The sequence below is a fragment of the uncultured Cetobacterium sp. genome, assembly GCF_947039425.1.
Taxonomy (GTDB): Bacteria; Fusobacteriota; Fusobacteriia; order Fusobacteriales; family Fusobacteriaceae; genus Cetobacterium_A.
In genome coordinates this window covers 1-15,320 of sequence record NZ_CAMQYW010000019.1, presented here as the reverse complement: position 1 = coordinate 15,320, position 15,320 = coordinate 1, and the positions used below count along the sequence as shown (strand labels likewise).

Genomic DNA, 15,320 nt, shown 5'->3' with positions numbered 1-15,320 from the left:
AGAAGATAGAGTATTTAGAAAAGATTTCCCACAAAAATGGGAGTGTTCTAACTGCGGACATATACATGAGGGAGATTCTGCAGAGATGGTTTGCCCAGTATGTAATCATCCACAAGCTCACTTTATGATTCAACCAACAAACTACTAAGATTAAGATAAATATTTTGAATACGTCTTTTATGGCGTATTCTTTTTTATTTTTTGTAAAATTATACTGTTTAATATATTGAAATCACACTATTTATTTCTTTTTAGAATATAAAATGCAAAATATATTCAAAAATAATATATTTAAATGAAAAATGTACTTAAAAAAAAGGAAAAAAAGTACTATAATATAAGAGATTAATAAAATAAAGGAAGAGGAAATGATATGTATTTTAAAAATTTTATTGTTTTTGGAATAAGTCATAAAAATTTAAATCTAAAAGAAAGAGAAGAGTTTATATTGAATAATATTATTTTAAAAATAGAAAAATTATTTTTAGAAGAAAAAATAAAAGGATATGTAAATTTATCAACTTGCTTAAGAGTGGAGTATTATTTAGATTTAGATAAAAATTATTCAATAGAAAAACTAAAAAAAGATTTAAATATTGAGAATATATTTATAAAAAATGGTCATGAAGCTGTTAATTATTTATTTAGAGTAACTTGCGGTTTTGAATCTGTTATTAAAGGAGAAGATCAAATTTTAGCTCAAATAAAAAAAGCTAAAAATACATCTACAGAAATGAAAGTTTCAAGTTCAAATATAAATGTTATTTTTAATAAAGCTATAGAACTTGGTAAAAAATTTAGAAATAAAAGTAAAATTGCTCATAATGCTTTATCTTTAGAAGCTATATCTTTAAAATTTATAAAGTTAAAATTAAAAACTTTACAAGATAAAAAAATTCTGATTTTAGGTGTTGGAGATTTAGCAAAGGATATAATGGGTCTTTTAAAAAAAGAAGAGTATAAAAGCTTAACAATAACAAACAGAAGTTATCATAAAGCTTTAGAGGTTAAAGATATATATAATGCTGAGGTTATAAGTTTTGAAAATAAACTAGAAGAAGCAGTAAAAAGTAATATTATAATATCTGCAACATCAGCACCACATATTGTAATAAAAAAAGATGATTTTATAAAAAATATGGATATAAATAAAAAATATATATTCTTAGATTTGGCAGTTCCTAGAGATATAGAAGAGGGCATAGAGGATTTACCAAATGTAGATTTATATAATATAGATGATGTTTGGGGAGTCTACTACGAAAATTTAGAAAATAGAGAGAATCTTTTGCATGAATATGAATACATGCTAGGAGATCAAATGTTAAATTTAAAAAAATGGTTTGAATACAAAGAGGGGATTGCATAAAATGAAAAATAAAATAGTGATAGGTAGTAGAGGAAGTATACTGGCATTGGCTCAAAGTGAAATGATAATGAAAAAATTACAAAGTAATTTTCCAGATAAAGAGTTTGAAATAAAAATTATCGTAACAAGTGGAGATAAAGATTTAGTTAGTAATTGGAATAACAGTGATAAATCATTAAAAAGTTTTTTTACAAAGGAAATAGAACAAGAACTTTTAGATGGAGTAATAGATTTAGCAGTTCATTCGATGAAGGATATGCCAATAGTTTCACCAGAGGGATTAATATGTGGAGCTACTCCAGATAGAGAGGATAATAGAGATGTTATTGTTTCAAAAAATAATATAAAATTATTAGATCTACCACAAGAGGCAATTGTAGGAACAAGTTCTTTAAGAAGAACTATGGGATTAAAAACTTTAAGACCAGATTTACAAATAAAACAATTAAGAGGAAATATTCATACTAGATTAAGAAAATTAGATGAAGGTGGATATGATGCTATTCTTTTAGCAGCAGCAGGACTGAAAAGAGTGGGCCTTGGAGATAGAATTACAGAGGAACTTAGTTATGATTTAATGATGCCAGCACCAGCTCAAGGAGCGCTATATATTCAGTGTAGAGAAAATGATGAATTTATAAAAAATATATTATTAACAATTCATAATAAAGAGATAGAAGAAATAGTAAATATAGAAAGAGAGTTTTCTAAGATTTTTGATGGAGGATGCCACACACCTATGGGATGTACTGGAAGTAAAATTAATGGGAAAATAAAGCTACAAGGTGTATTTTGTGAAAATGATATAATGTACAAATCAGAAGTTGAAGAGAATGAAGATATGGGACTTAAAATAGCTCATTTATTAGCAGAAAAGATAAAGGAGAAAATTAATGGTTAAAGCAGTGGGGAAAGTTTATATAATAGGTGCAGGATGTGGAAATATAGATCTTTTAACTTTAAAAGGTAAAAGATGTATAGAGGAAGCTGATTGTATTGTATATGACAGATTAATTGATCCTAAGGTATTAGATTTAGCTAAAAATGGAGCTGAAAAAATTTATTTAGGTAAGGGAAATACTGAAGGTGGATTAATTCAAGATGAAATAAATAAGACTTTAGCAAAAAAAGCTTTAGAAGGAAAGATTGTAGCTAGAGTAAAAGGTGGAGATCCATTTGTTTTTGGTCGTGGCGGAGAGGAAATAGAAGAGATAGTAAAATATTCTATTCCTTTTGAAATTGTACCAGGAATAAGTTCATCAATTGCAGTGCCAGAGTATGCAGGAATACCTGTAACTCATAGAGGATTATCTAAATCTTTCCATGTTTTTACAGGTCATACTGCTGAAAATGGAGAGTGGCATGATTTTAAAACAATAGGAAAATTAGAGGGAACTTTAGTATTTTTAATGGGAATAAAAAATCTTGATAAAATAAAAGATGATTTAATAAAAAATGGGAAAGATCCTAAAACACCAATAGCTATAATAGAAAAAGGAACAAGTGATAATCAAAGAGTTACTACAGGAACTTTAGAAGATATATTAGAAAAAGCAAAAGATAGAAAAATAGTACCTCCAGCAATAACTATAATTGGTGAAGTTGTAAAAATGAGAGATACTTTTAAATGGTTTGAAGAGCAAGAGTTATCAGGAAAAAGTATCTTAGTAACAAGAGATAAAAAACAAGCTTCAAAATTTAGTGAAAAAGTAAGAATAAAAGGAGCTAAAGTTAGAGAGTTACCTTTTATAGAGATAGAAGATATATATAATTTCAATGAAGAAAACTTAAAAGAGTATAAAGTATTATTATTTAACTCAACAAATGGTGTAAGAAGTTTTATGGAAAACTTAAAAGATATGAGAAGCTTAGGAAATTTAAAAATAGGTGTTGTTGGAAAGAAAACAGAGGAGCTTTTAAAAGAGTATAAAATTATTCCAGATTTTAGACCAGAAAAATATTTGGGAAGTGAGCTTGCAAAGGAGACTTTAAAATATTCAAAAGATGGAGATAAAATATTACTTGTGACATCAGATATATCTCCAGCAGATGTTGATATTTGGACAAAAGAATACAATAGAAAATTTGAGAAATTAGAAGTATATAAAACTAAAAAAGTTATTTATAAAAAAGATGAAGTAATAAAAAAGATAGAAGATATAAAATATATTCCATTTTTAAGTTCATCAACAGTAGAAGCTTTTCATGAAAGTATAGATGGAGATATAAAATTATTAGAAGATAAAAAAATAGTTTCTATAGGTCCAGTAACAACAAAGACCTTGGAAAAATTAGGATATAAAGTTTCTTTAGAAGCAAAAGTGTTTGATGTAGAGGGAGTTATATCTATAATAGGAGATGACAAGAATGTTTAATAGAACAAGAAGATTAAGAAATTCTCAAGTGTTGAGAAATATGGTGAAAAATGTAGATTTTTCAATGGATAATTTAATTTATCCTTTATTTATAGAGGAAGGAACAAATGTAAAAGTTGAAATTTCTTCAATGGAAGGACAATATAGACTATCTCTTGATAATTTATATGATGAGCTAAAAGAGTTAAAAGAATTAGGTGTAAAATCACTTTTACTTTTTGGTATACCTTTAAAAAAAGATCCAGTAGGAAGTGAAGCATATAATGATAAAGGAATAGTACAAGAGGGAATAAGATTTATAAAAAAACATTTCCCAGAGTTTTTTATAGTAACTGATGTTTGCCTATGTGAATATACATCTCATGGACATTGTGGTGTATTGGATGGAGAGAGAGTAGTAAATGATGAAACTTTAAAACTTTTAGATAAAATAACACTATCTCATGCAAAAGCAGGAGCAGATATGATAGCACCATCAGATATGATGGATGGAAGAATTCAAAGTATGAGAAGAATATTAGATGAGAATAATTTTGAAAATTTGCCAATAATGTCATATAGTATAAAATATGCTTCAGCTTATTATGGACCTTTTAGAGATGCAGCAGATTCAGCACCATCTTTTGGAGATAGAAAAACATATCAAATGGATTTTAGAAATTCAAAAGACTACTTAATAGAGGTTGAAAATGATTTAGCAGAAGGAGCAGATATAATAATGGTAAAACCTGGAATGCCATATTTAGATGTAGTAAAGGCAGTTTCAGATGTTATATCTAATCCTGTGGCTGTATATAATGTTAGTGGAGAATACTCTATGGTTAAAGCTGCAGCAAAAAATGGATGGATAGATGAAGAAAGAATAGTAATGGAAAATATGTATGCTATGAGAAGAGCAGGAGCAGATATAATAATAACTTATCATGCTAAAGATATTGCAAGATGGATAAAAAGGGGGATCTAATGAGATATACAAATTCAGAAAAGATATATGAAAAAGCTAAAAAAATTATTCCTGGAGGAGTAAATAGTCCAGTGAGAGCTTTTAGATCAGTTGATAAAGAGTATCCAATATTTGTAAATAGAGGGAAAGGATCTAAGATATATGATGAAGATGGAAATGAATATATTGATTATATTTGTTCTTGGGGTCCATTAATTCTAGGACATAATAACGAGAGAGTTTTAAACGGAGTTAGAGAAGCAATAGAGCTTGGAAGTTCATTTGGGTTACCAACAAAAATGGAAGTGGAGTTAGCAGAACTTATTTGTAAGTGTTATCCATCTATGGATATGGTTAGATTTACTACTTCTGGAACAGAAGCTACAATGGCAGCTGTAAGAGTTGCAAGAGCTTTTACTAATAGAAATAAAATACTGAAATTTGAAGGATGTTATCATGGACATTCAGACTCATTGCTTGTAAGTTCAGGATCAGGATTATTAACAGATGGATATCAAGATAGCAATGGTATAACAGAAGGAGTACTTAAAGACACTTTAGTAGCAAAGTTTGGAGATGTTGAAAGTGTAAGAAAACATCTTGAAACTAAAGAAGTGGCTTGTTTAATAATGGAGCCAGTTCCAGCTAATATGGGATTAATAAACAGTAGCAAAGAGTTTTTAGATTCTATGAGAAGATTATGTGATGAAACAGGAACACTTTTAATATTTGATGAGGTAATATCTGGCCTTAGAGTATCTTTAGGTGGTGCTCAAGAGTATTTTGGAATAACACCAGATATAACAACACTTGGAAAAATAATAGGAGGGGGATATCCAGTTGGTGCTTTTGGTGGAAGAAAAGAGATAATGGATATGATTGCTCCAGTTGGAAGAGTATATCATGCTGGAACTCTTTCAGGAAATCCAGTAGCAGTTAGAGCAGGATTTGAAATGGTAAGTTACTTACTTGAAAATAGAGATACTTTATATAAAGAGTTAGAAAATAAGGTAGATTATTTAACTAATGGAATAGAGAAACTTTCTAAAAAATATAATGTTCCTGTTTGTATAAATAAACTAGGTTCTTTATTTACAATATTTTTTACAAATTTAAAAGAAATAAAAGCTCTTTCAGATGTAATTGAAACAAATACAGAGCACTATTCAGTATATTTTAATACATTACTTGATAATGGTGTTGTAACACCACCATCAAAATATGAAGCACATTTTGTTTCAACTGCTCATAGTGAAGAGGACCTAAAGAGAACTTTAGAAATTATGGAGTTGGCTTTTGAAAAAATAGGGAAAATAAATGGATAGGAAAAGTTATTTTCCAGTATTTTTAGATTTAAATGATAAAGAATGTTTAATTGTAGGAGCTGGAAATATAGCTTTGAGAAAAGCAAAGACATTACTAGAATATGGAGCTAAGGTGAAAATTATATCTATAGATATAAAAGATGAGTTCTATAATCTTCCTGTTGAAATTGAAAAAAGAGAGTTTAGAAAAGAGGATTTACAAGGAATATTTTTAGTAGTTACAGGAACAGATAATGAAACATTAAACAGTGGAATAGTAAAAATTTGTAATGAAAAGAATATATTAGTAAATAATATTACTTCAAAAATTGATATGTCTGTAAGGTTTGGAGCAGTTATATGTGATGATGAATATACTATAGGGATATCTGCAAATGGGAATCCTAAAAAAGCTATTAAAATTAAAGAAAAAATAAAGGATACATTAAAAAATGGTTAAGAGATCACTCTTAACCATTTTTTATTTTTCAAGCTTTTCTTTAACATAGTTAGGGAGAGCAAAGGCTCCACAATGAATATCTGAATTATAGTATTTAGTTTTTAAATTGAAAGATTCCCAAATCTCTTTTTTTTGATCTGTAATTGGATCTAATTTTTTTGAAGCAAATCCAAATAACCAATGTCCAGAAGCATATGTAGGCTGATGAAATTGATAGACCTTAGCTATTGGAAATATATTCTTTAGTTTGTCATGAGCTTTTTTCATCTCTTTAGCAAAATGTTCAAAATATGGTGATTCATGTTGATTAACTAAAATACCATCTTTTGATAAAATTCTAAAACAATTTTGGTAAAATTCAGTAGTGAAAAGTCCTTCTCCAACAGAGATAGGATCAGTAGAATCAACAAGAATTAAATCATATGATTCATCTAAGCACTCATCTACAAATTTCAAACCATCTTGAAAAAATAAAGTCACTCTAGAATCTGTTAGTTTATCTGCTGTAAAAGGTAGATATTTTTGAGATAATTTAACAACTCTTTCATCAATTTCAACCATATCTATTTTTTCAATATGATTATATCTAGTTAATTCCCTAACAGTTCCACCGTCTCCACCACCAATAACTAAAACTTTTTTAATATTTGGATTTGTAGCCATAGGAACATGAGTAATCATTTCGTGATAGATAAATTCATCTTTTTCAGTAACCATAACAAGACCATCTAAAGTAAAGAAACGTCCATACTCTTCAGAAATAAAAAAATCTATTTTTTGAAATTCACTTTGTTCTGAGTGAAGTTGTTCTTTTATTTTAATTGAAAACTTTGTGTTTTTTGACCAATTTTCTGTATACCATAAATCTAACATAATACCACTCCTTTATTCTGGTTTAAAAGTTATTTTTCCTAAGTCTTTTGGTGAAAAGTTTCTGATCTTTTCAACCATACCTCTTGGAACTTCTATAGATTCACTTCTATCTGCTCCAAACATCTCTTCTAAATATTTAAAAGCGGTCCAAGGGTTAATTGTATCACCGCAAGTAAAAACATCAACAGCAGCATAACCATATTCAGGCCATGTATGAATAGCAAGATGTGATTCAGAGATAATAACAGCTCCAGAAACTCCATATGGATTAAAATGATGAAAAACAGATTGAACAATTGTGGCATTTGATAAAACGGCAGCTTCATTCATATATTTTTCAATAAGAATAGGATCTTTTAGAACCTCTTCCTTACAATTATAAAATTCTACTAAAATATGTCTTCCTAATGTTTCTAGTTTCAACTTATCCTCCCCTTAAAAAATTAAAATTAAAAATTAAAATATTAAACAAAACATCAAAAAAAAGATAAATACAAATATAATGTTTAATATTTTAAATATATATATAAATATAATGAACTTACAAAAGTATTTTATACAATATGTTTAATTTTGTCAATTGATTTTTAATAAAAAAGATAATATACTATGATTACTTAGTTAAAAAGGAGAAAAAATGGAGATTGGAAAAAAATTAAAAAGATTGAGACAAGAAAAATATTTAACTCAAGATGAATTAGCAAGTCGTTGTGAGTTGTCAAAAGGATTTGTATCTCAAGTTGAAAGAAATCTGACATCTCCATCAATAGCAAATTTATCTGATATATTAGAAGGACTTGGGACTAATTTAAAGGATTTTTTTAATGAAGATGAAGATGAAAAAATAGTTTTTAATCACGAAGATGCTTTTGAAGTTATAGATTCAAGATTGGGATATAGAGTGGAATGGATTGTACCTAATGCTCAAAAAAATCAAATGGAACCAATTCTATTAACAATAGAAGAGGGTGGAAGATATAAAGAAGAGATAGCTCATGATGGACAGGAATTTGGTTATGTTTTAAATGGAGATATAAATATTCATTTAGGAGATAAAATATATAAAGCTAAAAAAGGAGAATCTTTTTATTATAGCTCAGGAAAAAATCATTATTTATCAAATGGAGGAAAAGGAGAAGTTGAAATTATTTGGGTTTCAACGCCACCATCATTTTAAAATGCTAGAGATATTAGGCTCTAGCATTTTTATTTTCAAATAAGTTAAGTACTTCTTGAGAATAGCTTCCATTTTGGTCATGAGTAATTAAAGGGGGCAAAATCTCTAAAAATGTATTTCCATTTTTTATACCTTCAATTAAAAGAATTTTAGCTGATTTATTTATTTTAGAGTGACAAAATTGTAATCTTTTAGGAGAAAGATTATATTTTTTCATAGTCTCAATAATATCAATTAATCTATCAGGTCTGTGAACCATAGCAAAATATCCACGATCTTTGAGAAGTTTGCTTGATACTTCTATTAAAGAATCAAGATTAATAGTTATTTCGTGACGAGCATAAGTTAATTGATCTAAATCATTTAACTGATTTTCATTACCGTGATATTTAAAAAACGGCGGATTTGTAATAACTACATCTTGAGATCCATTTAAAAGGTGATCTTTCCAATTATTCATGTCATCATGAATAATTGATATTTGATTTTCTAAACTATTAATAGCTATATTTTTATTAGCTAAAGTAGCGGAAACTTCTTGAATTTCAAAGGCTGTTATTTTAGCATTAGTTCTTTGAGATAAAAAAAGAGGAATTACTCCATTTCCAGTTCCAAGATCTGTTATTTTTTTTGTTCCTCTTGTAAGAGAGACAAAATCAGATATTAATAAAGAATCTAAAGAAAAATTAAAGAAATCAGGTCTTTGAATTATTTTCAAATCTTTATTTAATAAATTATTTATAACTTCATTATCATTTAATATCATTACTTTCCTCCAAATTAATCTAAATCCCATTCTAAGGATCTTTTTACAGCCTTTTTCCATTTACTATATATTAAGTCTCTTTCTTCTTTTCCCATAGAAGGAGCAAACGATCTTTCAAGAATCCAGTGTTCTTTAATTTCATTTTTATCTTTCCACAATCCTATTGCAAGTCCAGCTAAATATGCAACTCCTAATGCTGTTGTTTCAATAGTGTTTGGTCTTTCCACAACTTTTCCAAGAATATCTGCTTGAAACTGCATTAAAAAGTTATTAACAGAAGCTCCTCCATCTACTTTTAAAGTAGTTAATGCTGTTTTTGAATCTTCAAGCATAGCTGTTAAAACATCCTTACTTTCATAAGCAATAGCTTCTAAAGTTGCTCTGATAATATGATTTTTATTAGAACCTCTAGTTAAACCGACAATAGTTCCACGAGCATACATATCCCAGTAAGGTGTTCCTAGTCCAACAAATGCAGGAACAAAATACACACCACCATTGTCAGGAACTTGTGTCGCAAAATATTCACTATCTTTAGAATGTTCTATTATTTGTAATTCATCTCTTAACCATTGAATGGCAGCACCACCTACAAAGACACTACCTTCAAGGGCATATTCTATTTTACCATTTAATCCGATAGCAATAGTTGTTAAAAGTCCATGTTTACTAAGAATCATTTCATGACCTGTATTCATTAGCATAAAACAACCTGTGCCATAAGTATTTTTTACTTCTCCCTTATTGAAACAAGCTTGACCAAAAAGAGCAGCTTGTTGATCTCCAGCAACACCACAAATAGGAACTCTATGTCCTCCAGGTCCTCCTAAATTAACATATCCAAAAATACTGCTTGAATCTTGTACTTGAGGTAGCATATTTTTAGGAATATTAAGTTCACTAATTAATTTATCATCCCAACAAAGATTTTTTATATCATAGATCATGGTTCTAGAAGCGTTTGTATAATCTGTAAAATGTGATTTCCCATTTGTAAATTTCCAAATTAACCATGAATCAACTGTTCCAAAAAGTAAATCTCCTTTTTCTGCTAATGTTCTTGCTCCATCAACATTGTCTAAGATCCATTTTATTTTTGTTCCTGAAAAATAAGCATCAGGCACAAGTCCTGTTGTAGTATTAATATATGTTTCTAATCCTTTTTCTTTTAAATCATCAATAATATGAGCAGTTCTTCTACATTGCCAAACAATAGCATTATATATAGGAAGACCAGTTTTTTTATTCCACACAATAGTTGTTTCTCTTTGATTTGTTATTCCAATTCCAATAACATCATGTTGAGAAATTCCAGATTGAGCAATAGCTTCTGTTAGAACGCTACTTTGACTGGCCCAAATCTCCATTGGATCATGTTCTACCCATCCCTCTTTAGGATATATTTGAGTAAACTCTTTTTGTGCCTTTCCAATTATATTTTGATTTTCATCAAAAATAATAGCTCGAGAGCTTGTAGTACCTTGGTCTAAGGCAATAATATATTTCATAAAAACCTCCAACTTTTATTTTGAAATTAAAAAAGCTATTCAAAAAAGAGTTTAGCTTTTATTGAATAGCTTTTATTGAGTATTATATTATAAAGTATACTTATATTAAATACAAATGTCAAAGATATTAATTATTATTTTTTTTAGTAATACCTACTAATAAACAAGTAACTAATGAACCAATAACAACAGCAAGTAGATACATTAATGGATTAGTTATAATAGGTAATACAAACAATCCGCCATGAGGAGCTGGTAATTGGCATCTAAAAGCCATAGCAAGTCCACCAGCAAGGGCAGAACCTACAATACAACTAGGAATAACTCTAATAGGGTCAGCAGCTGCAAAAGGAATAGCTCCTTCTGTTATAAATGAAGCTCCCATAATGTAACAAGTTAATCCAGCTTCTCTTTCCTCTTTTGAGAATTTATTTCTAAAGAAAGTTGTTGCTAAGGCTATTCCTAAAGGAGGAGTCATTCCACCAGCCATAACAGCAGCATGAGGGTAGAAGTTATTTGATGCAATAGCGGCAATTCCAAATGTAAATGCTGCTTTATTAACAGGGCCACCCATATCAACAGCCATCATTCCACCAAGAATAACTCCAAGTAAAATTAAATTTCCACTTCCTAAGTTCTTTAAGAAATTAGTAACTCCTGAATTTAAAAATGCAACAGGAGATATAACAGCTGTATACATAATTACTCCAGTAATTAAAATACCAAAGAGAGGATATAGTAAAACTGGTTTAATTCCTTCTAACTTTTCAGGAATACATTTAAATAGTTTCTTTAAAGCGACTACAACATAACCACCAAGGAAACCTCCAATAAGTCCACCAAGGAAACCTCCGCCATTATTAGCAGCAATAAGTCCACCAACCATAGCAGGAGCAAAACCAGGTCTATCAGCAATGCTCATTCCAATGAAACCAGCTAAAACAGGGATCATTAAGAAAAAGGCATTACCTCCACCAATATCCATTAATAATTTTGCAATAGGATTATATGTTGCATGAGCTGGATCAGAAGCTTTAATTCCAAAGATAAATGAAAGTGCAATTAAGATACCTCCACCAACAACAAAAGGAAGCATATTAGAAACACCACTCATTAAATGTTTGTAAAAACCAGTCTTTTCAGAGGATTTAGTTGTACTTGTTTCATTTGAAGAAAACAGAGGAGCCTTTTGATCAATAGCATTTTGAATTAGTTGGGCAGGTTGTTTAATTCCCTCTTTAACTCCAACAATTTCAACGTGTTTACCATTAAATCTACCCATATCAACATTTTTATCAGCAGCAATTATAATTCCTTTAGCATTTTTAATCTCTTGAGAAGTTAGTTGATTTTTAACACCAGTAGAACCATTAGTTTCGACTTTAATTGCAATTCCCATCTCTTTAGCTTTTTTATTTAAAGCTTCAGCAGCCATATATGTATGTGCAATTCCAGTAGGACAAGCAGTTACAGCAAGAACATCAAAATTCCCTAAATTAGTTTCAGTGATTTCCTCTTTAACATTATCGTTTAAAAGAATATCAAGAACTTCTTGTTTACTAGTAACTTTTAAAAGTTTTTCTCTAACATCATCATCAAGTAGTAAAGATGTTAATTGAGAAAGAGTTTCAATATGAGAATCAGTTGCATTAGCAGGAGCAGCAATCATAAAGAAAAGTGTTGATGGCTCTCCGTCTAAAGATTCATAATCAATACCTTTTTTAGAAAGTCCAAAAGCAACAGTTGGAACTTTAACAGCTTCAGATTTTCCATGAGGAATAGCAATTCCCTCTTCTAATCCTGTAGAGCTTTGAGCTTCTCTTGCTAAGATAGCTTTTTTAAATAATTCTTTATTATTTAATTTACCACTAGAATAAAGCACATCAACTAGTTCATCAATAACCTCATTTTTAGTTGTAGCTTTTAAATCTAAAATAATACAATCATTAACTAGCATTTTTGATAACATATATACCTCCAATTTAAACTATATTGATTTTTATTTCTTTTAGTAAAGATTTAGTTGTATCATATTGAGCAAGACCCTTAGAAAATGCTGTTGCACTTCCAGAAGCAATTCCAAATTTATAAGAATCTTCTAATGAAAAATTATTATATAATCCATAAACAAATCCACCAATCATTGAATCTCCAGAACCATTGGAACTAATTAAGGTTCCAGTAGGAACATTCCCTAAGTAGATGTTATTCTTTGTTATAAAAATAGAACCTTTTGCACCAAGGGAAATTAAAACATTTTCAGCACCAAGAGCTTGTAATTTTTTACCAGCTTCAATCAACTCTTCATTAGTTGTAAAGTTTGTATTGAAAAATTCATTAATTTCATCTTTATTTGGTTTAATTAGAAAAACTTTATTTTTAAGGGCAAATTTTAAAGGATCCCCTCTTGTATCTAAAATAACTTTAACTCCTTCTGGAATAATATTTATAATTTTATTATAAATATCTTTTGGTACAGAAGCAGGTACACTTCCAGATAAAATAAGAATATCACCATTGCAAAGAGTTGTTTTGAAAAACTCAAGAAGTTCTTCTAAATTTTCTTTAGAAATTTTAGGAGATGTTCCGGCTATTTCACTTTCAAGGCCATTATTATTAATTTTTATATTAATTCTAGTATCATCTTTTACTTTGAAAAATTTAGTTTTTAAATTTAAATCTTCTAAAGATGATTGAATAAAATTACCAGTAAATCCACCAATGAATCCAACACAAATTGATTCTGTATTATAATTTTTTAAAATAGTAGATACATTAATTCCTTTTCCACCAGGAAGCTTATACGTTTCTTTAGGTGTATTTAAACTTCCTTCTTGATAATTATCAAATTTTAAAAAATAATCAATTGCAGGGTTAAGAGTAAGTGTATATATCATTTAACTACCTCCAGATTCTTAAAAGATTCATATTCCTTCGGAAGAATAGAATCAGTAATTAATTTTCCTTTATTGAGAGAAGAGAAAATAATAAAACTATTTTTATTAACTTTAGAATGATCACAAAGAAAATAGATATCTTTTCCAAGAGAGATTGCTTTTTCTTTTACAACAGCTTCATCTCCATCAGGAGTACTATATCCATTTAAATTAAGAGCGTTAGCCCCAATAAAAACATAATCAAAATTAAAAGTTTCTAAGTACTTAGAGGCTGAAAATCCTACAGTACAACTAGTTTTATATTTTATTTTTCCACCAAGCAAAAAGGATTCAACAGAGATTTTTTCTAACTCATCAATAAAATTAAGTCCATTCGTAACTACTTTTATATTTTTATTTTTTAAATATTTAATCATTTGAAAAGTAGTAGTACCTGCATCTAAAAAGATAACAGAATTATCTTTAATTAATGAAGCAGCATATTCTGCTATTTTTTCTTTTTCTTTTCTATTAACATTTTTTCTAAATGCTATATTTGAATCTTTTGAAAAAAAATTAATATTACTTAAAATAGCTCCTCCATGAACTCTTTTAATTAAATCTTTTTTTTCTAAATTAGCAAGATCTCTTCTAGCAGTAGCTTCAGAAATATTAAAGTGATCCATAACATATTTAGTTTTGATTGTTTCATTTTCTTTTAAAAAATCCATAATTAAATTTTCACGATTTATAGTTAACATAAAATTTCCTTTCCATATATAGTATACTAAAACTATAGCATATATCTTTTTTTAAATCAATCAAAAACTTTCATAAACAATCATAAACGGTCACGGTGGATTTGAAAATATTATGCTATAATAAAAATAAAAAGGTGGATATTATGGATTTTTCTGAAAAAATAATAGGTAAAGAAAAGTATTTTAATTCGGCAGTTATAGTTTTATTGGTAAAAAATAGAGATGAATATTCTTTATTATTTCAAAAAAGAGCAAAGGATATAAGACAGGGAGGAGAGATATCATTTCCTGGTGGAAGAGTTGAGAAAAGTGATAGAAATAGTTTAGAAACATCTTTAAGAGAGTGTTACGAAGAAATGGGAATAGAAAAAGAAAAAATACAAGTTAAGGGTAAAATAGGAACTTTAATTATACCAACAGGGGTACTTGTAGAAGCTTATATGGGTTGTGTACAAGTAGAAGTACTGGATAATTTAAAATTAAATTATTCAGAAGTAGAAGAGTATTTTACTGTTCCTTTGAAATATTTTTTAGAAACTGAACCAAGAGTAGAAAAATTAAAAGTTGAAACACATCCATATTATGAAGAAAATGGAAATATTTATGAATTTCCTGCAAAGGAGCTAGATTTACCTGAAAGATATCATAAATCATGGGGAGGAAGTCCAAGAAAAGTATATATTTATATCTATGAAAATAGAGTTATATGGGGATTAACTGCAGAGATTATTATAGAGTTGATAAATTGTATAAAGAAGGAGGGGATAAGTTGTATATTGGAATAGAAATATTTGATAAAGAGATAAAAAAAGAGACTTATATAGAAAAAAATATAATACAAAGTTATTTTGAAAATTGTAAAGATCGGAAGAGCACACGTCTGAACTCCAGTCACGAATTCGTATCTC

General features: G+C 28.5%; 16 protein-coding genes. 9 read left to right on the top strand and 7 right to left on the bottom strand.

The genetic code is table 11. The features are described from left to right. The 7 genes from Q0V09_RS10785 to Q0V09_RS02685 form a co-directional block, all read left to right on the top strand. On the top strand, window positions 1-148 hold a 148-nt coding region (locus Q0V09_RS10785), incomplete at its 5' end, for a rubredoxin-like domain-containing protein (RefSeq protein ID WP_367172280.1). Window positions 149-373: 225 nt separating this feature from the next. Continuing rightward, on the top strand, window positions 374-1,369 hold the full coding sequence (gene hemA / locus Q0V09_RS02710; protein WP_297404665.1) for a glutamyl-tRNA reductase: 996 nt from the start codon (window positions 374-376) through the stop codon (window positions 1,367-1,369). A gap of 1 nt (window position 1,370) precedes the next feature. Further along, window positions 1,371-2,270 (top strand): hydroxymethylbilane synthase, encoded by a 900-nt coding sequence (gene hemC / locus Q0V09_RS02705; protein ID WP_297487037.1) that lies wholly within the window; start codon window positions 1,371-1,373, stop codon window positions 2,268-2,270. Next, a complete protein-coding gene (gene cobA, locus Q0V09_RS02700; RefSeq protein ID WP_297487033.1) occupies window positions 2,263-3,744 on the top strand; it encodes a uroporphyrinogen-III C-methyltransferase in 1,482 nt (493 codons plus the stop codon). The genes hemC and cobA overlap by 8 nt, the downstream gene beginning before the upstream one ends. After that, window positions 3,737-4,708: a porphobilinogen synthase gene (gene hemB, locus Q0V09_RS02695; RefSeq protein WP_297487030.1), complete on the top strand. Its 972-nt coding sequence runs from the start codon at window positions 3,737-3,739 to the stop codon at window positions 4,706-4,708. Before cobA ends, hemB begins: the two co-directional genes overlap by 8 nt. Next, complete coding sequence (gene hemL / locus Q0V09_RS02690; protein ID WP_297404777.1) at window positions 4,708-6,012, top strand: glutamate-1-semialdehyde 2,1-aminomutase; 1,305 nt, start codon at window positions 4,708-4,710, stop codon at window positions 6,010-6,012. Before hemB ends, hemL begins: the two co-directional genes overlap by 1 nt. After that, window positions 6,005-6,451: a bifunctional precorrin-2 dehydrogenase/sirohydrochlorin ferrochelatase gene (locus Q0V09_RS02685; protein WP_297404778.1), complete on the top strand. Its 447-nt coding sequence runs from the start codon at window positions 6,005-6,007 to the stop codon at window positions 6,449-6,451. The genes hemL and Q0V09_RS02685 overlap by 8 nt, the downstream gene beginning before the upstream one ends. Window positions 6,452-6,472: 21 nt before the next feature. On the opposite strand, the gene speE is transcribed toward Q0V09_RS02685, so the two are convergent. Together speE and speD are read right to left on the bottom strand one after the other, a co-directional pair. Further along, entirely contained in the window at window positions 6,473-7,324 is an 852-nt protein-coding gene (gene speE / locus Q0V09_RS02680; RefSeq protein WP_297404779.1) for a polyamine aminopropyltransferase, read from the bottom strand. Between the two features lie 12 nt (window positions 7,325-7,336). Next, window positions 7,337-7,747 carry an adenosylmethionine decarboxylase gene (gene speD, locus Q0V09_RS02675; RefSeq protein WP_297404780.1) on the bottom strand — a complete coding sequence of 137 codons (411 nt, stop codon included), beginning with the start codon at window positions 7,745-7,747 and terminating at the stop codon, window positions 7,337-7,339. Between the two features lie 214 nt (window positions 7,748-7,961). Here speD and Q0V09_RS02670 point away from each other — a divergent pair, with 214 nt between their 5' ends. Further along, on the top strand, window positions 7,962-8,501 hold the full coding sequence (locus tag Q0V09_RS02670; protein ID WP_297487028.1) for an XRE family transcriptional regulator: 540 nt from the start codon (window positions 7,962-7,964) through the stop codon (window positions 8,499-8,501). 13 nt (window positions 8,502-8,514) lie between these two features. Here the strand turns inward: Q0V09_RS02670 and Q0V09_RS02665 are convergent, their stop codons facing one another. The 5 genes from Q0V09_RS02665 to Q0V09_RS02645 form a co-directional block, all read right to left on the bottom strand. Then, window positions 8,515-9,267, bottom strand: coding sequence for a tRNA1(Val) (adenine(37)-N6)-methyltransferase (locus tag Q0V09_RS02665; RefSeq protein WP_297404783.1), 753 nt, complete (start codon window positions 9,265-9,267; stop codon window positions 8,515-8,517). 14 nt (window positions 9,268-9,281) lie between these two features. Continuing rightward, on the bottom strand, window positions 9,282-10,775 hold the full coding sequence (gene glpK, locus Q0V09_RS02660) for a glycerol kinase GlpK (RefSeq protein WP_297404785.1): 1,494 nt from the start codon (window positions 10,773-10,775) through the stop codon (window positions 9,282-9,284). 127 nt (window positions 10,776-10,902) lie between these two features. Then, the gene (locus Q0V09_RS02655) at window positions 10,903-12,744 is read right to left on the bottom strand and encodes a PTS fructose transporter subunit IIABC (RefSeq protein ID WP_297404787.1); all 1,842 of its coding nucleotides are present in this window, start codon (window positions 12,742-12,744) and stop codon (window positions 10,903-10,905) included. 13 nt (window positions 12,745-12,757) lie between these two features. Next, window positions 12,758-13,672, bottom strand: coding sequence for a 1-phosphofructokinase (gene pfkB, locus Q0V09_RS02650; protein WP_297404788.1), 915 nt, complete (start codon window positions 13,670-13,672; stop codon window positions 12,758-12,760). Then, window positions 13,669-14,412: a DeoR/GlpR family DNA-binding transcription regulator gene (locus Q0V09_RS02645; protein WP_297404789.1), complete on the bottom strand. Its 744-nt coding sequence runs from the start codon at window positions 14,410-14,412 to the stop codon at window positions 13,669-13,671. The genes pfkB and Q0V09_RS02645 overlap by 4 nt, the downstream gene beginning before the upstream one ends. A 143-nt stretch (window positions 14,413-14,555) precedes the next feature. Between Q0V09_RS02645 and Q0V09_RS02640 the strand changes: the two genes are divergently transcribed. Next, window positions 14,556-15,197 (top strand): CoA pyrophosphatase, encoded by a 642-nt coding sequence (locus Q0V09_RS02640; protein WP_297404790.1) that lies wholly within the window; start codon window positions 14,556-14,558, stop codon window positions 15,195-15,197. Window positions 15,198-15,320 lie beyond the last annotated feature (123 nt).

Bases quoted from the DNA above. Each gene is read 5' to 3' on its own strand.
- Q0V09_RS02655 (WP_297404787.1), bottom strand. From the start codon at position 12,744: ATGTTATCAAAAATGCTAGTTAATGATTGTATTATTTTAGATTTAAAA.
- cobA (WP_297487033.1), top strand. From the start codon at position 2,263: ATGGTTAAAGCAGTGGGGAAAGTTTATATAATAGGTGCAGGATGTGGA.
- hemL (WP_297404777.1), top strand. From the start codon at position 4,708: ATGAGATATACAAATTCAGAAAAGATATATGAAAAAGCTAAAAAAATT.
- hemC (WP_297487037.1), top strand. From the start codon at position 1,371: ATGAAAAATAAAATAGTGATAGGTAGTAGAGGAAGTATACTGGCATTG.
- Q0V09_RS02640 (WP_297404790.1), top strand. From the start codon at position 14,556: ATGGATTTTTCTGAAAAAATAATAGGTAAAGAAAAGTATTTTAATTCG.
- Q0V09_RS02685 (WP_297404778.1), top strand. From the start codon at position 6,005: ATGGATAGGAAAAGTTATTTTCCAGTATTTTTAGATTTAAATGATAAA.
- hemA (WP_297404665.1), top strand. From the start codon at position 374: ATGTATTTTAAAAATTTTATTGTTTTTGGAATAAGTCATAAAAATTTA.
- hemB (WP_297487030.1), top strand. From the start codon at position 3,737: ATGTTTAATAGAACAAGAAGATTAAGAAATTCTCAAGTGTTGAGAAAT.
- Q0V09_RS02645 (WP_297404789.1), bottom strand. From the start codon at position 14,412: ATGTTAACTATAAATCGTGAAAATTTAATTATGGATTTTTTAAAAGAA.
- glpK (WP_297404785.1), bottom strand. From the start codon at position 10,775: ATGAAATATATTATTGCCTTAGACCAAGGTACTACAAGCTCTCGAGCT.
- Q0V09_RS02670 (WP_297487028.1), top strand. From the start codon at position 7,962: ATGGAGATTGGAAAAAAATTAAAAAGATTGAGACAAGAAAAATATTTA.
- pfkB (WP_297404788.1), bottom strand. From the start codon at position 13,672: ATGATATATACACTTACTCTTAACCCTGCAATTGATTATTTTTTAAAA.
- speE (WP_297404779.1), bottom strand. From the start codon at position 7,324: ATGTTAGATTTATGGTATACAGAAAATTGGTCAAAAAACACAAAGTTT.
- Q0V09_RS02665 (WP_297404783.1), bottom strand. From the start codon at position 9,267: ATGATATTAAATGATAATGAAGTTATAAATAATTTATTAAATAAAGAT.